The organism is Malaciobacter marinus, from assembly GCF_003544855.1.
GTDB classification, from domain to species: domain Bacteria; phylum Campylobacterota; class Campylobacteria; order Campylobacterales; family Arcobacteraceae; genus Malaciobacter; species Malaciobacter marinus.
The window spans coordinates 2,027,061-2,049,056 of sequence record NZ_CP032101.1; the positions used below are offsets into that span (position 1 = coordinate 2,027,061).

General features: G+C 30.4%; 20 protein-coding genes. All 20 read right to left on the minus strand.

All coding sequences use genetic code 11. The features are described from left to right. Positions 1-17 precede the first annotated feature (17 nt). The 20 genes from AMRN_RS09855 to AMRN_RS09950 all read right to left on the minus strand — a co-directional run bounded on the left by AMRN_RS09855 (position 18) and on the right by AMRN_RS09950 (position 21,830). Positions 18-1,265: a molybdopterin molybdotransferase MoeA gene (locus tag AMRN_RS09855; RefSeq protein WP_099311103.1), complete on the minus strand. Its 1,248-nt coding sequence runs from the start codon at positions 1,263-1,265 to the stop codon at positions 18-20. After that, on the minus strand, positions 1,255-2,235 hold the full coding sequence (locus tag AMRN_RS09860; protein WP_099311104.1) for a cysteine desulfurase: 981 nt from the start codon (positions 2,233-2,235) through the stop codon (positions 1,255-1,257). Before AMRN_RS09860 ends, AMRN_RS09855 begins: the two co-directional genes overlap by 11 nt. Continuing rightward, on the minus strand, positions 2,235-2,606 hold the full coding sequence (locus AMRN_RS09865; protein ID WP_099311105.1) for a winged helix-turn-helix domain-containing protein: 372 nt from the start codon (positions 2,604-2,606) through the stop codon (positions 2,235-2,237). The genes AMRN_RS09860 and AMRN_RS09865 overlap by 1 nt, the downstream gene beginning before the upstream one ends. After that, positions 2,578-3,018 carry a ModE family transcriptional regulator gene (locus AMRN_RS09870; protein ID WP_099311106.1) on the minus strand — a complete coding sequence of 147 codons (441 nt, stop codon included), beginning with the start codon at positions 3,016-3,018 and terminating at the stop codon, positions 2,578-2,580. Before AMRN_RS09870 ends, AMRN_RS09865 begins: the two co-directional genes overlap by 29 nt. Continuing rightward, positions 3,011-3,799 carry a formate dehydrogenase accessory sulfurtransferase FdhD gene (fdhD, locus tag AMRN_RS09875; protein WP_079577819.1) on the minus strand — a complete coding sequence of 263 codons (789 nt, stop codon included), beginning with the start codon at positions 3,797-3,799 and terminating at the stop codon, positions 3,011-3,013. Before fdhD ends, AMRN_RS09870 begins: the two co-directional genes overlap by 8 nt. A 98-nt stretch (positions 3,800-3,897) precedes the next feature. Continuing rightward, complete coding sequence (locus tag AMRN_RS09880) at positions 3,898-4,788, minus strand: formate dehydrogenase subunit gamma (protein WP_099311107.1); 891 nt, start codon at positions 4,786-4,788, stop codon at positions 3,898-3,900. An 8-nt stretch (positions 4,789-4,796) separates the two neighbouring features. Then, positions 4,797-5,402: a formate dehydrogenase FDH3 subunit beta gene (gene fdh3B, locus AMRN_RS09885; protein WP_099311108.1), complete on the minus strand. Its 606-nt coding sequence runs from the start codon at positions 5,400-5,402 to the stop codon at positions 4,797-4,799. Between the two features lie 10 nt (positions 5,403-5,412). Then, a complete protein-coding gene (locus AMRN_RS09890; RefSeq protein ID WP_099311109.1) occupies positions 5,413-8,241 on the minus strand; it encodes a formate dehydrogenase subunit alpha in 2,829 nt (942 codons plus the stop codon). Positions 8,242-8,257: 16 nt separating this feature from the next. Then, the gene (locus AMRN_RS09895) at positions 8,258-8,461 is read right to left on the minus strand and encodes a Tat pathway signal protein (protein WP_079577814.1); all 204 of its coding nucleotides are present in this window, start codon (positions 8,459-8,461) and stop codon (positions 8,258-8,260) included. Positions 8,462-8,545: 84 nt separating this feature from the next. Next, entirely contained in the window at positions 8,546-9,307 is a 762-nt protein-coding gene (locus tag AMRN_RS09900; RefSeq protein ID WP_099311110.1) for a TorD/DmsD family molecular chaperone, read from the minus strand. Between the two features lie 465 nt (positions 9,308-9,772). Continuing rightward, complete coding sequence (locus AMRN_RS09905; protein ID WP_099312619.1) at positions 9,773-10,666, minus strand: formate dehydrogenase subunit gamma; 894 nt, start codon at positions 10,664-10,666, stop codon at positions 9,773-9,775. Positions 10,667-10,678: 12 nt separating this feature from the next. Beyond that, the gene (gene fdh3B / locus AMRN_RS09910) at positions 10,679-11,272 is read right to left on the minus strand and encodes a formate dehydrogenase FDH3 subunit beta (RefSeq protein ID WP_196777524.1); all 594 of its coding nucleotides are present in this window, start codon (positions 11,270-11,272) and stop codon (positions 10,679-10,681) included. A gap of 18 nt (positions 11,273-11,290) precedes the next feature. Then, complete coding sequence (locus AMRN_RS09915) at positions 11,291-14,131, minus strand: formate dehydrogenase subunit alpha (RefSeq protein ID WP_118897434.1); 2,841 nt, start codon at positions 14,129-14,131, stop codon at positions 11,291-11,293. A 13-nt stretch (positions 14,132-14,144) separates the two neighbouring features. Continuing rightward, positions 14,145-14,351, minus strand: a complete 207-nt coding sequence (locus AMRN_RS09920; protein WP_099312700.1) for a Tat pathway signal protein — start codon at positions 14,349-14,351, stop codon at positions 14,145-14,147. A 209-nt stretch (positions 14,352-14,560) separates the two neighbouring features. Next, entirely contained in the window at positions 14,561-15,265 is a 705-nt protein-coding gene (locus AMRN_RS09925; protein WP_099312615.1) for a TorD/DmsD family molecular chaperone, read from the minus strand. After that, positions 15,262-16,941, minus strand: a complete 1,680-nt coding sequence (locus AMRN_RS09930; RefSeq protein ID WP_099312617.1) for a 4Fe-4S dicluster domain-containing protein — start codon at positions 16,939-16,941, stop codon at positions 15,262-15,264. Before AMRN_RS09930 ends, AMRN_RS09925 begins: the two co-directional genes overlap by 4 nt. 310 nt (positions 16,942-17,251) lie before the next feature. Next, complete coding sequence (locus tag AMRN_RS09935) at positions 17,252-18,145, minus strand: formate dehydrogenase subunit gamma (protein WP_099312619.1); 894 nt, start codon at positions 18,143-18,145, stop codon at positions 17,252-17,254. Positions 18,146-18,157: 12 nt separating this feature from the next. After that, positions 18,158-18,751 (minus strand): formate dehydrogenase FDH3 subunit beta, encoded by a 594-nt coding sequence (gene fdh3B / locus AMRN_RS09940; RefSeq protein ID WP_196777524.1) that lies wholly within the window; start codon positions 18,749-18,751, stop codon positions 18,158-18,160. An 18-nt stretch (positions 18,752-18,769) separates the two neighbouring features. Continuing rightward, positions 18,770-21,580, minus strand: coding sequence for a formate dehydrogenase subunit alpha (locus AMRN_RS09945; protein ID WP_337460037.1), 2,811 nt, complete (start codon positions 21,578-21,580; stop codon positions 18,770-18,772). 43 nt (positions 21,581-21,623) lie between these two features. Then, entirely contained in the window at positions 21,624-21,830 is a 207-nt protein-coding gene (locus tag AMRN_RS09950) for a Tat pathway signal protein (RefSeq protein WP_099312700.1), read from the minus strand. Between the last annotated feature and the right edge of the window lie 166 nt (positions 21,831-21,996).

A 21,996-nucleotide genomic window follows, 5' to 3' on the forward strand; every position in this document is an offset into this window, starting at 1 on the left:
ATAAAAAATTAAATTGTTTAATTAAAAATATCTATTTCTTTTTCTAATAGTTTGTTATTAAATTTAATAACACCAACCTCTTGATTACACTCTATGTTTTTAGTATCACTATTTGTTACCAATAAAGCATTACTTTCATATAAAGCAGTAATCATCCCAGAACCATATTTATTATTTCTTGTTACCTTAAAACCTCCATTTTCACAAGTTCCAAGCACTACGTTTACTCTTCCTTGTTTTGTTTTAAAATTTTCTTGATTTGTTGCTTTTATCACATCATGATAAAAACAGTTACTTCCTTGAAGTTTTTTTAATACAGGAATTGCAAAAAGATGCATATTAACCATCGCAGTCAATGGATTCCCAGGAAGTGACATTACAGTAGTTTTACCCATATTACCCATCATTATAGGTCTTCCAGGTTTTACATTTACTCCATGAAATGAAGTTTCTAAACCATTTTCTAAAAATGCTTGTGCAACAAAATCAGCATCTCCCATAGAAATACCTCCTGTTGTTATAACCACATCATAATTTTTCAAATTAGAAATAAACTTCTTTGAACTTTCTAAATTATCAGGAATAACTCCACTATATGTAGCATTAAAACCTTTTTCTTTCAAAAGTGCAACTAATGCATAAGAGTTACAATTATATATTTCATCTTCATTAGAAGTTTGCCATGGTTCTTTTAATTCATCACCTGTTGATAAAACAGCAATTGAGATATCCTTAAAAACTTCAAGCATTACGATACCTTGAGAAGCCAAAAGTGCAATATGAGAAGAATCAATTATTTCACCTTTTTTAAATAAAATATTTCCTCTTGTTTGTTCTTCACCTTTTAATCTTAAATTACTTCCTTTTTTAATATCAATAGGTAAAGTTAGACTACTTTTTGTTACATCAATACAATTTTCAATTGGAACAATAGTATCAGCATCATTTGGGACTTGTGCTCCTGTCATAATCTTATAACATTCGCCCTCTTTTAAATCTGCTTGAACTTTTTCATCTTTATCTCCAGCATAAATTACTCTTTTAATATTTAATGTTTTACCAATATCATCATGATTAAAAGCAAATCCATCCATAGCTGAATTATTAAAAGATGGAAGATTTTTTTGGCATATTATATCTTGTGCAACAACTTTACCTAAAGAGTCTAATAAAGGAACAATTTGAGTAAGTGTTGTAGCATGTACAAGTTCCAAACTTCTTTTTACTGCCTCATCAAATTCTAAGTATGTTAGTTTATTGCTCATTTAAAACCCTTATTTGTCTATATTTTTTATAAAAATGTTTTGATATTTTTTGAATATCCTCTTTTGTATACTCTTCATTAAAAGATATCGAGATTGCATTTCTACTAGTTAATTCATCATATCCCATACTTTGAATAATTCTTGAAGGTTTAGATAGTCCTAAAGAACAACCCTCTCCATTTGTAATAAGTATATTTGATAAAGATAATGTTCTTATAAGTTCTCTTGCTTTAATTGCTTTTAATCCAAAGTGTAAAGAGTAATCTAATGTTGTTTTAGAATCTACAAAAAAGTATAAATCCTCTTTAAAAATAGCTTGTAATTCTTCTATAAAAATCTCTTTATTACTTGTATTAAATTTTTGTTCTTTTAAAGCTTCAAAAGTCAGTTTTACAGCAATTGAATCTAAATTTGCAATATTTTGTTCTTCAAATTCATCATTAAATAAAATTATTGCATTGCTTGTATATCCACATATTTTATAAGAATCGAAAATTGCAATATCACAATTTTCATCAAAGTTAGCACTACAGTTTGAAATAATTTTTGCACTACTTAACTTTTTTATATCTTTTAATTGTGTTTTAACAAAAGTATCCATCACATATGAAGATATAAAAATAAAATCAAACTTACTTTTTTCTAAAATATCTAAATCAACACTTCCATCTTTTTTTAATTCAAGCCAAGTTATCTCTAAACCTAACTTTTCATACTCTTGTGCTGCTTGGATAATCGCTTCTGATTCTCCTTTGCTTACAGCAATTTTTCCTTTTAAATCTAATAATAGACCTAATACCCCTGCTTTTGAAAAATCAATTGTTTTTAAATCATTAAAATTATATTTTGCAATAAACTCTTTTTTCAATTCATAAAAGGTGTCGTTATTACTTAAAACATTAAGAGATTCTTCTTTTGTAATATGGTAATTTTGCACATTTGGGTACAATAAAAAATTTAACTTATACACTATTTATCCTCCTTTGGACTTAGTATCTCTTTCCCATTTTTATGGAATAGTTCTTTAAATCTTTGTTCTGAATATTTTTTTATATCATGTTCTAATATTTTATATGTTTGAATAACTTCTCTTGCTTTTGGAGTAAGCGTTGTGCCACTATTTTCTCCTCTTCCTTTGAATCTTAGAACTAAATCTTCTTCAATATGTTTTTCTAAAATCTTAATATGTGTCCAAGCTTTTTTGTAGTTCATTCCCACTTTTTTTGCTGCTTCTGCAATAGAACCAGTATTATCTATATTTTCTAAAACTTCTGTTTTCCCACTTCCAAAAATTAGATTTTCTTCATCGTCTTCAATCCAAACTTTTATTTTTACTTTCATTTTTCTTACCTTTTTTTTCTCTAAAACACCCTAATTGACAATGTGTTACTTCAATATCAGAGTTTTTTACTGTTGAACCAACAGTTCTTAAAGTAGATTTTTGAGCTTCTTCCCATAAAACTTTGCATCCAAGTTCTTTGTGTCCCATATAATTTTGTTTTAATCTATTATAAACTTCTATATGAGGATCATGAAATTTTAATTTTCCAAAAACACCTAACTCACAATTTGTGATCTTTATTCCTAAACTTTTTGTAATTGCAGACATCTCTTTTGGTTTTTTACCAATTAATCTTGCAACTTTAAAAGCTTTTAGACAAGATAGTTTACCATCTTCGTCTAAATTTGTTAAAATTAATTCTTTTTGTATATTATCAAGTTGTATGTCAATATTATCATCAATACTAGACATCAATTCTTCCTTGATGTGTATATAAATTCATTCTTTTACCTCTAGCAAAACCTATTAATGTAACTCCATGTTTATGTGCAGTTTGTACACCAAGATACGTTGGTGCTGTTCTTGAAACTATAATAGGAACTTTATGCATAACTGCTTTTGTAACCATTTCAGAAGATAATCTTCCACTTACAAATAAAACTGATTTAGTTGTATCTAAACCTTTAAGTTTACACTTTCCTACAACTTTATCAATTGCATTGTGTCTTCCTATATCTTCAGAAGTCACTGTTGTTCCATCAAGTAAATAAATCATTGCTTTATGTACACACCCTGTTAACTTATAAAGTTCGCTCTCTTCATAAAACTTTTTTACTTCTGTTGATATTGTTTCAGGTTTAACTTGGAAAGAGACTTGATTAAAAGGTATTTCAACATTACCTTCAACATTTCCAGTAACTCCTCCTCCACAACCACTTACAAGAGTTTTTTCTGTATATAAATTTTCCAATGAACCTTCATTGATTTTTGCTTTAATATCAACTCTTAATCCATCTTCACTTAAAGTCAACTCTTCTACATCATCAATATTTGATATAACATTTTCACTCATTAAAAAACCAATTGCATGTGCATCTTGATCTATTGGAATACACATCATAGAGATAGCCTTTTCTCCATTTAAATATAGATTTAATCTTGATTCTTCAATTGTTACATCATCAAACTCAACGGCTTCATTTCCTGATACTTTATCTATTATTACTTTTTTTAAATATTTTTGATTATCCACATTTTCACTTTAACTAATATTTTAAAATATATTATAATAAAAAAAAACTGGGAAGAACTTAAATCTTCCCAGTTTCTATTCTATACTTTATTTTCAGTTTAAACTTTATTTTGTTCTTTTAATTGTTTATAATAAGTGCTGTGAAGGATTTCAACTTCCTCTTCTTCTTTATCCCCTATAATCATACTATGTATCGCACCTTTTATTGCAAACATTGACATATATACATGTGTGAAAAATAATGCTGCTACTGCCATACCTAATATATTATGTACTATTGCACTTAATCTTAAAAAGTCGATTTGTGTTAATCCCATTGATTTTATTATTGCTAATTCGAAGTCTTGGAAAAACATTACTGCACCTGTTAGAATCATTATAATCCCTCCAAATGTACATACCCAAAACCACATCTTTTGTCCCGCATTAAACTTACCTGCTGGTATTGGTCTTTTTACTTTACTTAAGTATCCACCAAGTATCATCATCCATTTTACATCATCCATTGTTGGTAGCATCTCTTTAAACCACATTATTAACATTGGTACTACTGATATACAAAACAGTATTGTTGATAAAGCATGTAAGTCTTTACATATTCTTACAAACTCTCCTCCTCCAAATGTTGTACCAAACACCATGATAAAACCTGTTGGTACTAGTACTAAAAACGATACTCCTGCAATCCAGTGGATTACCCTATGAAATATTGTAAATACTGGTATCTTTTTTCTATCATGTGAAAATACTTTTGGTCCTATTATTAAATAATGTATTAAAAATACTGCTGGTATTCCAAGAGCTACTATTAAGAACCCTATTGAAAAATATTTCCCTTGAAGTACTGTGAACCATTGACCTAAATGTAATGAACCCTCTTTTCCATAACCTAATATATTTGTTATTAATTCTTCACCATAAATAGCACTATCAGCAGCAAATGCTGCTGTAGTCAAAGCTAAAAAGATGATTATCATTTTTCGTTTCATCATTAGCCTTATTTTGTTCCGTATGCTCTACTCCAAGTCATTGGTGATGTTTGTACCCCATGACCTCTTGCTAGAACTCTTTCTCTATATATTGCGCTTACTTCTTGTGCATCTCCTACTAATAATGCTTTTGTTGAACACATTGCCGCACATACAGGTACTCTTCCTTCTGAGATTCTATTTTGTCCATAGATATGTCTCTCTTTCTCACTATTTGTTTCTAGTGGTCCTCCTGCACACATTGTACATTTATCCATTGCACCTTTTGCTCCAAAGGCACCTTCTCTTGGAAATTGTGGAGCTCCAAATGGGCAAGCATATAAACAATAAGCACAACCTATACAAGTCTCTTTATCATGAAGTACTATTCCATCTTCTCTGATATAAAAACAATCAACTGGGCATACTTGCTCACAAGGTGCATCATTACAATGCATACAAGCTATTGATAAAGAGTATTCTAATCCCTCTTTTCCTTCATTTAATGTTATTACTTTTCTTCTATTAATACCAGCTGGTAATTCATGAGCTTCAGCACATGCAATTGAACATCCATCACATTCAATACATCTACCTTCATCACAATAGAATTTTAATCTTGACATTTCACTCATAGCTAAACTCCTACGCTCTTTCTATTCGGCATAATCCGCCTTTTGTCTCTGGAATTTGTGTAATAATGTCATAACCATAGTTAGTAACAGTATTCGCACTTTCACCAATAGCATAAGGTTTTGTTCCTTTTGGATACTTATGACTAATATCTTCACCTTGGAAGTGTCCTGCAAAGTGGAAAGGTAAAAATACTCTATCTGGGCTAACAGAATATGAATATTTAGCTTTTACTTTAATTTTTGTTCCCTCAGGAGAGTGAATCCAGATCATATCACCATCTCTTACACCTAGCTGACCTGCTAATTCTGGATTAATACCACAGAACATTTCAGGACTTAATGCTGCAAGATATTTAGATGCCCTATTTTCCATACCAGCACCATTCATATTTACAAGTCTTCCTGTAACTAAGTTAACAGGGAAATCTTTTGACCAGTTTTGTTCTGTTTGTTTAGAGATATATTGTGTATCAACTCTAAAATGATTATCCTTATCTACATAAGCAGGATATTTTTTAGCTAAATCTTGTCTTGGAGAGTGTAATGGCTCTCTGTGCATTGGAATTTCATCAGGGAATGTCCATACTCTAGCTCTAGCTCTTGCATTTCCATATGGTGCAATTCCTGCTTCCATACATTTTTCTGCAATAATATTAGATCTATCAACTTTCCAATTTTTACCAATTTTTTTCTTCTCTTCTTCTGTCAATTTGATTTTTAGAACTTCTTCAATGTTATCTCTTGTAATTTCTGGATATCCTCCATCAACTTTAGAGCCTTTTGGTGCACTACCTTTAGCAGCTAATTGTGAAACTCCATCATGTTCTAATCCAAATCTATTTCTAAATCCCATACCTCCATCTTTTACACTTAAATTCGTGTTATAAAGTAATGGGCTTCCGCTATGATTTTCTGTCCAACAAGGCCATGGTAAACCATAATACTCGCCTTTCATCTCTCCATAACCTCTAAGTGATACTTGGTCAAACATATGCCAATTATCAGTATGCTTTTTAAGTCTTTCAGGAGTCCATCCTGTTAAACCAATAGTTTTAATAACTCTTGCAACTTCTCTTGTTCCATCTTCAGGCCATGTAAATTTACCGCTACTATCTTTCATAGATGCAGTATATTGATCATAAAAACCTAATCTTTTTGATAATTCAAATAAAATTTCTTGGTCAGGTTTTGATTCATATAATGGCTCAACAACTTTTCTTCTCCATTGAGCAGATCTATTTGTAGCAGTTACAGAACCACTTGTTTCAAATTGAGTTGCTGCTGGTAATAAGAAAACATCATCTTGTTTATCAGTTAATACAGCTGCTTCATTTACAAAAGGATCAGCTAAAACTAATAGTTCTAAACTATCTAGACCTTCTTTGATTTTTGCTTGTTGTGCAACAGATGTAATACCATTACCCATAACAAAAAGAGCTTTCAGACCTGTTTTACCATTATGGATTTTATCATTTCCATTTTTACCATCAAGTACACCAGCCCACCATCTAGCAAGTGTAAATCCATTTTTATTCATCCATTCAGGAGATTGGAATTGTCCTTTTAACCATTCATAATCTACATTCCACTGTTTTGCGAAATATTTCCATGAACCATCACCTAAACCATAATAACCTGGAAGTGTGTTAGCTAAACATCCCATATCAGTAGCACCTTGAACGTTATCGTGCCCTCTTAAAATGTTTGTTCCACCACCAGCTCTACCCATGTTACCAAGAGCAAGTTGTAAGATTGGTGCTAATCTTGTATTAGAAGAACCAATTGTATGTTGAGTTAGACCCATAGCCCAGATTAATGTACCTGGAGAATTTTTAGCATAAACATTAGTAATTTGAATTAATTTATCAGCAGGAACACCAGTTACATCAGCAACTTTTTCAGGAGTCCATTTTTTAGCTTCTTCTTTAATCAAATCCATTCCATAAACTCTATCATTGATAAAGCTTTCATCTGCCCAGCCATTTTTAAATATAATATTCAACATTCCATACATAAATGGAATATCAGTACCTGGTCTAATTTGACAAAAATGATCAGCTTTTGCAGCTGTTTTAGTATACACTGGATCTATTACAATTATTTGTGCATTATTTCTTTCTTTTGCTTTAAGAAAATGTGCGAATCCTACTGGGTGATTAACCGCTGGATTAGCTCCAAAAATAATTATTGATCTAGCATTTTGTATATCACCTAAAGAATTTGTCATAGCGCCATAACCCCATGTATTTGCCACACCGGCAACTGTTGCACTATGTCAGATTCTAGCTTGATGATCTATATTATTTGTTCCATACATTGCTGCAAACTTTCTAAAATAGTAAGCTTGCTCTGTATTCATTTTTGCTGATCCTAAAAACATTGTTGAATCAGGGCTTTCTTTTTCTCTTAATTCTTTCATTTTCTTAGAGATTCTTTCATATGCTTCATCCCAAGAAAGTCTTTTCCATTGCCCTTTTTCTTTTACCATTGGATGTTTAAGTCTAACTTCTGACCTAACCATATCAATCATATCAGCACCTTTACAACAATGACCTCCAAGTGAAACTGGATGATCTTGTGCAACTTCTTGTCTTACCCACACACCATTGTGTACTTCTGCAATAATACCACATCCTACAGAACATGCAGTACAGATAGTTTTTACTTTTTTCGAACCTGGAAAAGGATTTTTTACCTCTTCAGCAGTTGCTTCTCTAGTAACACCATCATTACTTGCAAAAGCGCTTACAGCACCAGAAGCCGTAGCAACAGCAGCCATTTTAATAAATGATCTTCTACCTACTTTAGCTTTTAATGCATCATATGTACTATTTGACATACTAACACCTTTTTATTTATTTTGCTTGTTTGTAATAATCTTCCCAAGCTTTTGTTTTTTTATAAAGAATCTCTTTTTTGTTAGAATTCCCTATAACAACACCATTAGAATCGGCTTCATAACCTTTTCCGCTCGCAGCTAGTGTAGTAGCACCAACAGCTACACTTGCACCGACAACCATTGCACTTTTTTTGACAAACTGTCTTCTTTCGTTTTGCATAGTTGATCCTTATTGTTTTTTCAGTCTCTAAGAGACAAAGAAAAAGTAAATCTTACTCTTTCTTTGTCTCTTAGAAGTTATTAGTTAAATATCACTCTCTACATCATAAGTGATAAAAACATCATCTTGTTTTTTTGCCCCTGCTGCTTTTGCAGCTTTATTTCGTGCTCTTCTTTCCATCTCTTCTTTAGAAATAGTCTCTTTCTCATCGACTTGTTTTTTATACTCTTTTGGTTTTGCTCTTGAAACTTCTAAATACAATCTTTCAAACTCCATGAAAGATAATAATGCAACAATAACATCTTTAAAAATATCTGCTTTTTCATGTTCATATATAGTTCTTGAAATCTCATCAACAAACTCATTTAATACATCAGCAAATATACAGTGTTGAACTGTTTTATACTGTTCTTCTCCATCAGCTACTAAATTTGCCAATTCAGATAATACAGCAAAAATAAACCCTATACTATCTTCATATTCTGAATAATTTTTTTCATCTCTTCTTATTTTAGTTTTTGCTAAAAAATCAAGCATTTGGACTCTTTTTCTACCGCTTTCAACTTGCTCATCATAAAATGATGCAGTTGTTCTAACTTGTGTAGTATGTGGATTATGAAAAATATCATCGTATTCTTGTAATAAAACCACATTTGAATCTTTTTGAAGTTTATTAGCAATATTAGTAAAAGCTTCACCTGAAGCATTATCCAATGGATTTGTTTTCACAATATCAAGTAAACTTAATAATTCAAAATATTTACTTTGATCTGTTAGATAAACAAAAAAACCACTAAAGATTTTATAATATACGGCTCTTGCTTTATTAACTTCTTGTTCTTTCATTTTTTTTCCTTGCCAAAATAAAAAGTAACATTTTCATGACTATTAAAACAGGACAATTATCGTCATATTTTTTACCAATCTAAATTGTCACTTTTTCGTTTTGGTAAATTTTTATTTACCTAATTGTATGACTATAAACTTTAAATATAACTTAGTTTATAGTGAATGGATGAAAGCTATAATGGGTAATTGAAGGATAAATGTAAAAAAAGGGAACACTTTTTTTTAAGTAAAAAAATTACTCTTTTTTGGTTACTTTTTATTTACTTTTATTTTTGATTTTTTACTAATACCATAGTATCATATTTCTAAAAATATGCAATCTTTGCATATTAAGAAATCAATCATGAAATTAAATAATTTTTCATTTTTTTTTATTGATTTAAATCAATTTTGAGAGAATTTTAAAAAGTTTTAAAATTTAATAAAAATTCTCTCAAAGATTGAGAGAATTTTCACTAATATTTAGATTTTTTTATCTTTATTTAACTTTTTATAAAAAGAGCTATGTAGAATTTCCACTTCTTCTTCTTCTTTATAACCAGTTAAAATACTATGAATTGCACCTTTAATTGCAAATACTGACATATAAATATGTGTCATAAACAATGCTAAAACTGCAAACCCTAATATATTATGAACTATTGCACTTGCTCTTAGTAAATCAATTTGTGATAAACCAAGTGATGCAATAAAATCAAATTTAAAGTCTTGGAAAAACATTATTGCACCTGTTGCAATCATTATTATTCCACCAAAAGTACATACATAAAACCACATTTTTTGTCCTGCATTAAACTTTCCTGCTGGAATAGGATCTTTTCTTTTATTTAAGTATCCTCCTAAAATCATAAGCCACTTTATATCATCACTTGTAGGAAGCATCTCTTTAAACCACATCATTAACATAGGTATTACTGAAATAACAAAAAGCAATGTTGAAATTGCATGTATATCTTTATTTATTCTAACGAATTCACCACCACCAAAAAAATCACCAAATACCATAACTACTCCTGTTGGTATAAGTAGCATAAATGATATTGCAGCTATTGTGTGAATTGCTCTATTAAATACTGAAAAAACATAAATCTTTTTTCTGTCATGAGAAAAAATCATTGGTCCTATAATTTTATAGTGTATAAAAAAGACTGCTGGTACTCCTAATAATACACCTAAGAATATAGGTTTAAAATATGTGCTTTGTAATAAAGTAAACCATTTACCTAAATGTAATGATCCTTCTTTATCATAAGCTAATATATTTGGAATTAAATCTTTTCCAAATATTGCACTTTCACTGGCAAATGCCAGTGAAGCTAATGATATAAGTATTAAAATTATATATTTAAATCTCATATTAATACTTTCTTATGAACCATATGCAGACTTCCATGCTTTTGGAGTTGCAGTATGATTATGTCCTCTTGAAAGAACTCTTGTTCTATATACTTGGGAAACTCTTTGTGAGTCTCCTACTAAAAGTGCATTTGTTGAACATACAGCTGCACATAAAGGAACTTTCCCTTCTGCTATTCTATTTTGTCCATACATATGTCTTTCATGACTTGAATTAGTTTCTAATGGACCTCCTGCACACATTGTACATTTATCCATTGCTCCTTTTGCTCCAAATGCTCCATCTCTTGGAAACTGTGGAGCTCCAAATGGGCAAGCATATAAGCAATATCCACATCCAATACAAGTCTCTTTATCATGAAGTACTATTCCATCTTCTCTGATATAAAAACAATCAACTGGACATACTTGCTCACAAGGTGCATCTGTACAATGCATACAAGCTATTGATAAAGAGTATTCTAAACTCTCTTTCCCTTCATTTAATGTTATTACTTTTCTTCTACTAATTCCTGTTGGTAACTCATGTGCTTCTGAGCAAGCAACCGAACAAGCAAAACACTCAATACATCTATCTTCATCACAATAAAATTTCATTCTTGACATTTCACTCATACTTTACTCCTATGCTCTTTCTATTTTGCAAAGACCTGCATTGAATTCAGGTATTTGTGTAATAATGTCAAATCCATAATTTGTGATTGTATTTGAACTCTCACCTATTGCGTATGGTTTTGTTCCTTCTGGGTAATTTGCACTCATATCTACACCTTGCATCATTCCTGCAAAGTTATATGGTAAAGCAATTCTATCAGGAGTAACACTATGACTATAAATAGCTTTTACTTTAATTTTTGTATTTTGAGGTGAATGTAACCACATCATATCACCATCTCTTAATCCATGTTGTGCTGCTAATTCTGGATTTATATGTGCAAACATTTCAGGAGTAATATGTGAAAGATATTTACTTGTTCTTTCTAACATACCAGCACCACTTAAATTTACAACCCTCATAGTTACAAGCATTGTAGGAAAATCTTTTGACCAATCTTGTTGTTGTTGTTCTGATTTAAATCTTACATCAACTCTAAAATTATTTGTTTGATCCTCATAAGTTGGATATTTCATTACTAAATCATGTCTTGGAGAGTGAATTGGCTCCCTATGCTTTGGAATAGGATCAGGAAAAGTCCAAACTTTAACTCTCGCTTTTGCATTTCCATATACACAAACACCTTTTTCTCTACATTTTTCTTGAATAATTCCACTTAAATCAACTTTCCAGTTTGCACCAATTTTTTTCTTTTCATCTTCTGTCAATTTAATTTTTAGAACTTCTTCAATATTATCTTTTGTAATTTCTGGATATCCACCTTTAATATTAGAGCCTTTTACACTAATACTCTCATCAGCAAGTTGTGAAACGCCATCATGTTCTAAACCGAATCTATTTCTAAATCCCATTCCACCTTTATTTACAGGTGTATCAACATCATATAAAACAGGACTTCCAGGATGATTATTATCCCAACTAGGCCAAGGTAATCCATAATATTGATTTTTCATTTTCCCATAACCTCTTAATGTTATTGGGTCAAACAAGTGCCAATTTTCTTGGTGTTCTCTTAATCTTTTTGCTGTCCATCCACCAAGTCCAATAGTTTTTACTGTTCTTGCAATTTCATTTGAAGCATCATCAGGCCAATTGTAATCTTTTTTTACAACTTTAATTTCTCCATCAACAATATCCATTTTCATAGCTTTTACATATTCATCATAAAAACCAAATTTCTTAGCAAACTCAAACATTACTTCATGGTCAGTTTTACTTTCGTATAATGGATCAACAACTTTACTTCTCCATTGAGAAGATCTATTTGTTGCAGTTACACTACCTTCTGTTTCAAATTGTGTTCCAACTGGTAAAATATAAATATCATCTTTTTTACTTGTAATTACTGCTGCTTCATTTACAAATGGTTCTGCAATTACCAATAAATCTAATTTATCTAAAGCCTCTTGTACTTTTGCAGTTTGTGCCATTGAAGTAATACCAGTACCTTGAACCCATAAAGCTCTAATAGGACTTGAAGAATATGTTTTTTCTTCTTGTAATACACCTTGCCACCATTTTGCAAGTGAAAAACCTTTTTCATGCATCCATTTTGGAGAGTGAAATCTTCCTTGTAACCAATTAAAATCAATACCCCATGCTTTTGCATAATATTTCCATGACGCTTCACTTAAGCCATAATATCCAGGTAGACTATCAGCAAGACAACACATATCTGTAGAACCTTGTACATTATCATGTCCTCTAATAATGTTACATCCTCCACCTTTTTTACCCATATTTCCAAGTACTAATTGAAGTATTGGAAGAATTCTTGTATTTGATGTACCTGTACTATGTTGTGTGATACCTAATGCCCAAACAACTGTTGTAGGTTTTGTTTTTGCTAATAGTGTAGCAAGCTGAATAATTTGTTCAGCAGGAATACCTGTAACATCAGATGTCTCTTCTGGAGTCCATTTTTCAGCTTCTTGCCTTACTCCATCCATTCCATAAACACGACTATCAATAAACTCTTTATCTTCCCAACCATTTTTGAAAATAACATGTAATAACCCATAAATAAATGCAACATCCGTACCTGTTCTGATTCTTAAATAATGATCAGCTTTTGCAGCAGATTTTGTATATACTGGATCAACAACTATTAGCTTAGCATTGTTTCTATCTTTTGCTTGAAGAAAGTGCTTAAATCCAATTGGATTTGCTACAGCTGAATTTGCTCCTATCATTAAAATAGCTTTAGAATTTTCAACAACATCACCAAAGTGATTTGTCATAGCGCCATAACCCCATGTATTTGCCACACCGGCAACTGTTGCACTATGTCAGATTCTAGCTACGTGATCGATATTGTTTGTACCCCATAAAGCAGCAAACTTTCTAAAATAAAAAGCTTGTTGTAAATTAAACTTTGCAGAGCCTAAAAACATTGCTGCATCAGGACCATTCTCTTTTCTAAATTTTAACATCTTTTCAGATATTTCATTTATAGCTTGTTCCCAAGAAATTCTTTGCCATTTACCAGCCACTTTTTTTAAAGGATGCTTAACTCTTTGTTTACTTTTTACTAAATCAATTTGGTCAATACCTTTACAACAGTGACTTCCTTCACTAATTGGATGGTCTTGAGCTACATCTTGTCTTACCCAAACACCATTATGAACTTCTGCTACAATTCCACAACCTGCAGAACAAATACTACAAATTGTTTTTACTTTCTTTGAACCTGGAAAAGGATTTTTTATCTCTTCTTTTGTTGCTTCTCTTACAGTATTACCAGAAGCAAACATTGATGTTGCCCCTACTCCTGCACCGATTGAAGCAAGTTTAAGAAAATTTCTTCTTCCTATTTTCAAAGATAAGTCATTGAGTATATTTTTACCCATTATCTTTTACTCCTTAATAACTAGCTTTATAAAAAGCTTCCCATTGGGCTGTTTCTTTATATAAAATCTCTTTTTTAGGAGATTTTCCAACAACGACACCATTTGAACTTGAAACACTGCTATTTGCACTGCTTGCCATTACAGGAATTGCACTTCCTGCAGCTACAAGAGCACTTGCACCTAGAGTTTTTTTTACAAAACTCCGTCTTTCTTCTTTCATACTTTCCTCCAAGCAATTTTTCTCTCTTTTATCAAAAAGAGATAAGTCAATAAATCACATTTGCTCACTTATCTCTTTTAATATGCAAAAATTGCATATTAAAAGCTTTTATTTTTTAAAATTTATAAATTTTATATACTACTTATTAAGTTTAAATATTTTATAAATATGCTTTTTTTGCATATTATAAAAATTTAAAAAAAACTTTTTTATAAACTTGTAACTTCATCAAAGTTTCTTTTAGCTCTTTTTGTGAAACCTTTTTTCTTTTGATGAAATAATTCTTGTTGTTTTCTATGTTTAATTGAATCAGTTTTTGCTATATTTAAAAGTGCTCTTTCAAGTTCTATAAAAACTTTTAAAACCACAGCTACATCTTTATAAAATATACTTGATTCATGGTTATATATTTTTTCAATAAAACTATCTATAATTTCATTTAATACTTGTATATAAATTTCATAAATCAATTCATTTTTATCTTGAGAAAAATCCTCTTCAATTAATTTTTGAATAAAATTTAATATAAAACAGATATGATCTTCGGCTTCTTTAAAATTGCCATTATCTTTTCTAAACTTTGATTTTAGTACAAGATTTGTCATCTGTACTCTTTTTTCTCCATCATCTCTATCTTCACAATAATATGAAGCAGTAACAGGAATAAAAGTTGTACTTGGGCTAAAAAACAAATCATTGCTCTCTTCTTTTAATCCCTCAATTCCTTTTGTTTTTAAAAACTCTTTCATATTAAAAAAAGATTTTTCGCTATACTCATCAATTGGATTTGAACTTAAAAATTCAATTGTATTTACAATATTTTCATACTCATTTTTTTCATTTATAAATGAAAATAGTGAGCAGAACAATCCATAATAGATTGCTCTTGCTTTATTTAATTCTTCATTTTTCATACTCTTTGGTTCCTTACAACATCATTTGCTAACATTACTTTTGGTTTACATGTTTCACAACAATATAATGTTTTTTGCTTAATAGGATCATTTGCAAAAATTGGTGCCATCATATTTGCAATTTTTTCAACTGCTTTTTTTGTAGCAAACTCTTTACCACACTCTACACATGCAAAAAGTTCATCTTTTGCTACTACTCTTTCAAGAAACCATGAAGAGTTTAACTCAATCACATCTTGTTCAATAGTAAGACAATCTTTTTCAGGGCATGTAAGTTCGCAATAACCACAGCCTGTACAAATTGATGGATTTAATCTTAATGTATTATCTTCAGGATATGCTTTAAGTGCATCCACATTACATGCGCCAACACATGATAAGCATAAAGTACAATTGTCTTCGTTGATATTAACTTTTGCATAGTGAACATTTTCACCAGTTTTTACTACACCTAAATCATCTTGACCTACTAATGCTGAAAGTCGTACAGCAAAAATTTCTCTTTTTCTTTCATCTTCTTGATTATAAGAAAATTGTGAATTTTCAATAAAATCAACTTCTTCTAATGCTTGAGCTAACTCTTTTTCATTCATTGCTACATAAATAGCTTTTTTTCCATATTTTTTAGTATAAATATCATTTACTATTCTAATTGCATCTTTACTTCCTTTTGATAAAAAGTCAGTATAAAATATAACTTGTGAGCCACTTTCTTGAAGTATTGTCAAAAATGAAGTTTCATGTAAAAATTTTTCACCCTCAATTTTAAAAGGTAAAATATTCTCTTTTAAATCAATATTAAGTTCTGAAATATTCATTTTGTCAGGAATTATTAAAGGTATATACCCTCTATACTCTTTTGCTATTTCATAAATTGAATCTCTACTAATTGGTGCATAATCCAATGCTCCTGAGGGACAAATAGAGATACAACCACCACATCCATGACAATCAATTTGTGAAAATTCTAGATGCTTTTTTTCATCAATTTTAATAATTGCAGTAGTAGGACAAACATCTTCACATCTACCACAAATTTCTTCTCTTCTTTCATGATATTGGCAGATATTTGCATCATAAGTAGTGAATTTTCTATATTCATATTCTTCAATATTTGCTCTTAAAGTATTTACAACTTCTTTTATAGAAGATTGTTTAGGATCAAAACTTCCACTTTGATTTAATCCCATTTGTTTTACATCAAACCATACAATCTGATCTACTTTTAAAACTACATCTTTACCTTCATCATCTACAATTACATTTAAATTTCCAATATGTCCTGAAATTGATTTAATTATATCTTCACTTACATGGAACATATCAAATTCATTAGGAGTAATACTTGAAATAAACTCTTTTGCGTCATCACTATTAGCAACTAGAAGAAGTCTATTTCCTACTTTTTGTGTATATGTAATATCTTGTGCACAATCAAATTTAATTGCTGCTATTTCATAAAGTTTATAAACATTCTCAATTTTTTTTGAAATAGGATCTTTGCTATTTTTTATATAAAAATCAATTTCATCAGCACTTACTTCACTATCAATTTCAGTACTATTTGAAACTAAGAAGTTAGCATCTTTTGTTTCCTCAATATTTGAAGCTATATAAATAGATTCATCTAATGGAAAATCTAACCCACCTGGGTTATAATATACAAATTCTTGCATATTCCGCCTTTCTTTTTTTGGTAAAATCTTATTTACCTAATTTTATTCCTTAAACTCTTAACTTACACTTAATAATTAAAGATTTCTTTACCAAAGTTACAATTATTTTTTAATAAGCCTTAAAAAATTATTATTATAATTATAGATTGACTTTTTTTAATGATTAAATGACCTTTTTAATTTTATATAATAGTTTTAAGAACTACTTATTATAAAAGCATATATTTTAAAAATATCAATATAAAAAAATTATATTTTCAATAAATTTAATAAAAATTCTCTCAAAGATTGAGAGAATTTTCACTAATATTTAGATTTTTTTATCTTTATTTAACTTTTTATAAAAAGAGCTATGTAGAATTTCCACTTCTTCTTCTTCTTTATAACCAGTTAAAATACTATGAATTGCACCTTTAATTGCAAATACTGACATATAAATATGTGTCATAAACAATGCTAAAACTGCAAACCCTAATATATTATGAACTATTGCACTTGCTCTTAGTAAATCAATTTGTGATAAACCAAGTGATGCAATAAAATCAAATTTAAAGTCTTGGAAAAACATTATTGCACCTGTTGCAATCATTATTATTCCACCAAAAGTACATACATAAAACCACATTTTTTGTCCTGCATTAAACTTTCCTGCTGGAATAGGATCTTTTCTTTTATTTAAGTATCCTCCTAAAATCATAAGCCACTTTATATCATCACTTGTAGGAAGCATCTCTTTAAACCACATCATTAACATAGGTATTACTGAAATAACAAAAAGCAATGTTGAAATTGCATGTATATCTTTATTTATTCTAACGAATTCACCACCACCAAAAAAATCACCAAATACCATAACTACTCCTGTTGGTATAAGTAGCATAAATGATATTGCAGCTATTGTGTGAATTGCTCTATTAAATACTGAAAAAACATAAATCTTTTTTCTGTCATGAGAAAAAATCATTGGTCCTATAATTTTATAGTGTATAAAAAAGACTGCTGGTACTCCTAATAATACACCTAAGAATATAGGTTTAAAATATGTGCTTTGTAATAAAGTAAACCATTTACCTAAATGTAATGATCCTTCTTTATCATAAGCTAATATATTTGGAATTAAATCTTTTCCAAATATTGCACTTTCACTGGCAAATGCCAGTGAAGCTAATGATATAAGTATTAAAATTATATATTTAAATCTCATATTAATACTTTCTTATGAACCATATGCAGACTTCCATGCTTTTGGAGTTGCAGTATGATTATGTCCTCTTGAAAGAACTCTTGTTCTATATACTTGGGAAACTCTTTGTGAGTCTCCTACTAAAAGTGCATTTGTTGAACATACAGCTGCACATAAAGGAACTTTCCCTTCTGCTATTCTATTTTGTCCATACATATGTCTTTCATGACTTGAATTAGTTTCTAATGGACCTCCTGCACACATTGTACATTTATCCATTGCTCCTTTTGCTCCAAATGCTCCATCTCTTGGAAACTGTGGAGCTCCAAATGGGCAAGCATATAAGCAATATCCACATCCAATACAAGTCTCTTTATCATGAAGTACTATTCCATCTTCTCTGATATAAAAACAATCAACTGGACATACTTGCTCACAAGGTGCATCTGTACAATGCATACAAGCTATTGATAAAGAGTATTCTAAACTCTCTTTCCCTTCATTTAATGTTATTACTTTTCTTCTACTAATTCCTGTTGGTAACTCATGTGCTTCTGAGCAAGCAACCGAACAAGCAAAACACTCAATACATCTATCTTCATCACAATAAAATTTCATTCTTGACATTTCACTCATACTTTACTCCTATGCTCTTTCTATTTTGCAAAGACCTGCATTGAATTCAGGTATTTGTGTAATAATGTCAAATCCATAATTTGTGATTGTATTTGAACTCTCACCTATTGCGTATGGTTTTGTTCCTTCTGGATATCGGTGACTTAAATCCACTCCTTGCATCATTCCTGCAAAATTATAAGGCATAGCTATACGGTCAGGTGTCACACTGTAGTTATGATATGCTTTAATTTTAATTTTTGTTCCATGAGGTGAATGTAACCACATCATATCACCATCTCTTAATCCATGTTGTGCTGCTAATTCTGGATTTATATGTGCAAACATTTCAGGAGTAATATGTGAAAGATATTTACTTGTTCTTTCTAACATACCAGCACCACTTAAATTCACAACCCTCATAGTTACAATCATTGTAGGGAACTCTTTTGACCAATCTTTTTCCATTTGTTCTGATTCAAATCTTACATCAACTCTAAAGTTATTTTTTTGATCAGCATATGTTGGATACTTTTTAACTAAATCAAATCTTGGAGAATGAATTGGCTCCCTATGTTTTGGTACAGGATCAGGGAATGTCCATACAATAGCTCTAGCTTTTGCATTTCCATATACACAAACACCTTTTTCTCTACATTTTTCTTGAATAATTCCACTTAAATCAACTTTCCAATTTGCACCCATTTTTCTTTTTTCTTCTTCTGTTAATGTAATTCCTAAAACTTCTTCTATATTTGCTTTTGTAATTTCGGGATATCCACCTTTAACTAAAGATTTTTTTACATTTACATTATCATTTGCAAGTTGACTTTCTCCATCATGTTCTAAACCAAATCTATTCCTAAATCCCATTCCACCTTCATTTACAGGTGTATCTGGATTATAAAGAATTGGTGAACCAGGATGTTTAGTATCCCAACATGGCCAAGGTAATCCATAATATTGGTTTTTCATTTTCCCATAACCTCTTAATGTTATTGGGTCAAACAAGTGCCAATTTTCTTGGTGTTCTCTTAATCTTTTTGCTGTCCATCCACCAAGTCCAATAGTTTTTACTGTTCTTGCTAATTCATCTGCTGCATCATCTGGCCAAGTAAATGTATCTTTAACTTTTTTTATCTCACCATCTTTTATGTCAAGTTTCATACCTCTAGTAAACTCATCATAAAAACCAAATTTTTTAGCGAATTCAAACATGATTTCATGGTCTGGTTTAGATTCATATAAAGGATCAACGATTTTACTTCTCCATTGCGATGATCTATTACTTGCTGTTACACTACCTTCTGTTTCAAACTGTGTAGCTGCTGGAATAATATATATACCATCTTTTCTATCTGTTAAAATTGCTGCTTCATTTACAAATGGTTCTGCAATAACAATTAAATCAAGTTTATTAAGTGCTTTTTGGATTTTTTCTTGTTGAGACATTGAAGTAATACCAGTACCTTGAACCCATAAAGCTCTAATAGGACTTGAAGAATATGTTTTTTCTTCTTGTAATACACCTTGCCACCATTTTGCAAGTGAAAAACCTTTTTCATGCATCCATTTTGGAGAGTGAAATCTTCCTTGTAACCAATTAAAATCAATACCCCATGCTTTTGCATAATATTTCCACGCATCTTCACTTAAACCATAATAACCAGGAAGTGAATCTGCAAGATTACACATATCAGTAGAACCTTGTACATTATCATGTCCTCTAATAATGTTACATCCTCCACCTTCTTTACCAGCATTTCCTAATACCAATTGAAGTATTGGAATGATTCTTGTATTTGATGTACCTGTACTATGTTGTGTAATACCTAATGCCCAAACAGCTGTAGCTGGTTTTGTTTTTGCAAAGATAGTAGTAATTTGGATAATTTTTTCAGCTGGAATACCTGTAACATCTGCTGTTATTTCTGGTGTCCATTTTTTAGCTTCTTCTCTTATTTTATCCATTCCATAAACACGGCTTTCAATAAAATTTTTATCTTCCCAACCATTTTTAAATATTAAATGTAACATTCCATAAACAAATGCAACATCTGTACCTGTTCTGATTCTTAAATAATGGTCAGCTTTTGCAGCAGATTTTGTATATACTGGATCAACAACTATTAGCTTAGCATTGTTTCTATCTTTTGCTTTAAGGAAATGTTTAAATCCAATTGGACAAGCAGAAGCTGAATTTGCTCCAATCATCAAAATCGCTTTAGAGTGCCCAACAACATCACCAAAGTGATTTGTCATTGCTCCATAGCCCCATGTATTTGCTGCTCCTGCAACAGAAGCACTATGACAAACTCTAGCTACGTGATCGATATTGTTTGTACCCCATAAAGCAGCAAATTTACTAAAATAAAAAGATTGTTGTAAATTAAACTTTGCTGAACCTAAAAACATTGCTGAATCAGGACCATTTTCAGCTCTTAACTCAAGCATTTTTTCAGAAATCTCATCAATCGCTTGTTTCCAAGATATTCTTTCCCACTTTCCATTTACTTTTTTAAGTGGATGTTTTATTCTTTGTTTACTTTTTACTAAATCAATTTGATCAATACCTTTACAACAGTGACTTCCTTCACTAATTGGATGATCTTGAGCTACATCTTGTCTTACCCAAACACCATTTTGAACTTCTGCTACAATTCCGCAACCTGCAGAACAAATACTACAAATTGATTTTACTTTCTTTGAACCTGGAAAAGGATTTTTTATCTCTTCTTTTGTTGCTTCTCTTACAGTATTACCAGAAGCAAACATTGATGTTGCCCCTACTCCTGCACCGATTGAAGCAAGTTTAAGAAAATTTCTTCTTCCTATTTTCAAAGATATGTCGTTAAACTCGTTTTTACCCATTATCTTTTACTCCTTAATAACTAGCTTTATAAAAAGCTTCCCATTGGGCTGTTTCTTTATATAAAATCTCTTTTTTAGGAGATTTTCCAACAACGACACCATTTGAACTTGAAACACTGCTATTTGCACTGCTTGCCATTACAGGAATTGCACTTCCTGCAGCTACAAGAGCACTTGCACCTAGAGTTTTTTTTACAAAACTCCGTCTTTCTTCTTTCATACTTTCCTCCAAGCAATCTTTCTCTTTTTTTCAACATCTATTTTGTGCTGTTTTTGCATATTAGTATTTAAATAAAACATGATATTATTGCTCTTTAAATACTATAAAATAGGCATTTAAAAATAAAATAAAATTTACTCATATTTAAAAAAGTCATTTTGAAATC

Bases quoted from the DNA above. Each gene is read 5' to 3' on its own strand.
- AMRN_RS09870 (WP_099311106.1), bottom strand. From the start codon at position 3,018: ATGTCTAGTATTGATGATAATATTGACATACAACTTGATAATATACAA.
- AMRN_RS09895 (WP_079577814.1), bottom strand. From the start codon at position 8,461: ATGCAAAACGAAAGAAGACAGTTTGTCAAAAAAAGTGCAATGGTTGTC.
- AMRN_RS09930 (WP_099312617.1), bottom strand. From the start codon at position 16,941: ATGCAAGAATTTGTATATTATAACCCAGGTGGGTTAGATTTTCCATTA.
- AMRN_RS09880 (WP_099311107.1), bottom strand. From the start codon at position 4,788: ATGAAACGAAAAATGATAATCATCTTTTTAGCTTTGACTACAGCAGCA.
- AMRN_RS09855 (WP_099311103.1), bottom strand. From the start codon at position 1,265: ATGAGCAATAAACTAACATACTTAGAATTTGATGAGGCAGTAAAAAGA.
- fdh3B (WP_196777524.1), bottom strand. From the start codon at position 11,272: ATGTCAAGAATGAAATTTTATTGTGATGAAGATAGATGTATTGAGTGT.
- AMRN_RS09925 (WP_099312615.1), bottom strand. From the start codon at position 15,265: ATGAAAAATGAAGAATTAAATAAAGCAAGAGCAATCTATTATGGATTG.
- AMRN_RS09865 (WP_099311105.1), bottom strand. From the start codon at position 2,606: ATGAAAGTAAAAATAAAAGTTTGGATTGAAGACGATGAAGAAAATCTA.
- fdh3B (WP_196777524.1), bottom strand. From the start codon at position 18,751: ATGTCAAGAATGAAATTTTATTGTGATGAAGATAGATGTATTGAGTGT.
- AMRN_RS09920 (WP_099312700.1), bottom strand. From the start codon at position 14,351: ATGAAAGAAGAAAGACGGAGTTTTGTAAAAAAAACTCTAGGTGCAAGT.
- AMRN_RS09900 (WP_099311110.1), bottom strand. From the start codon at position 9,307: ATGAAAGAACAAGAAGTTAATAAAGCAAGAGCCGTATATTATAAAATC.
- AMRN_RS09935 (WP_099312619.1), bottom strand. From the start codon at position 18,145: ATGAGATTTAAATATATAATTTTAATACTTATATCATTAGCTTCACTG.
- AMRN_RS09905 (WP_099312619.1), bottom strand. From the start codon at position 10,666: ATGAGATTTAAATATATAATTTTAATACTTATATCATTAGCTTCACTG.
- fdh3B (WP_099311108.1), bottom strand. From the start codon at position 5,402: ATGAGTGAAATGTCAAGATTAAAATTCTATTGTGATGAAGGTAGATGT.
- AMRN_RS09950 (WP_099312700.1), bottom strand. From the start codon at position 21,830: ATGAAAGAAGAAAGACGGAGTTTTGTAAAAAAAACTCTAGGTGCAAGT.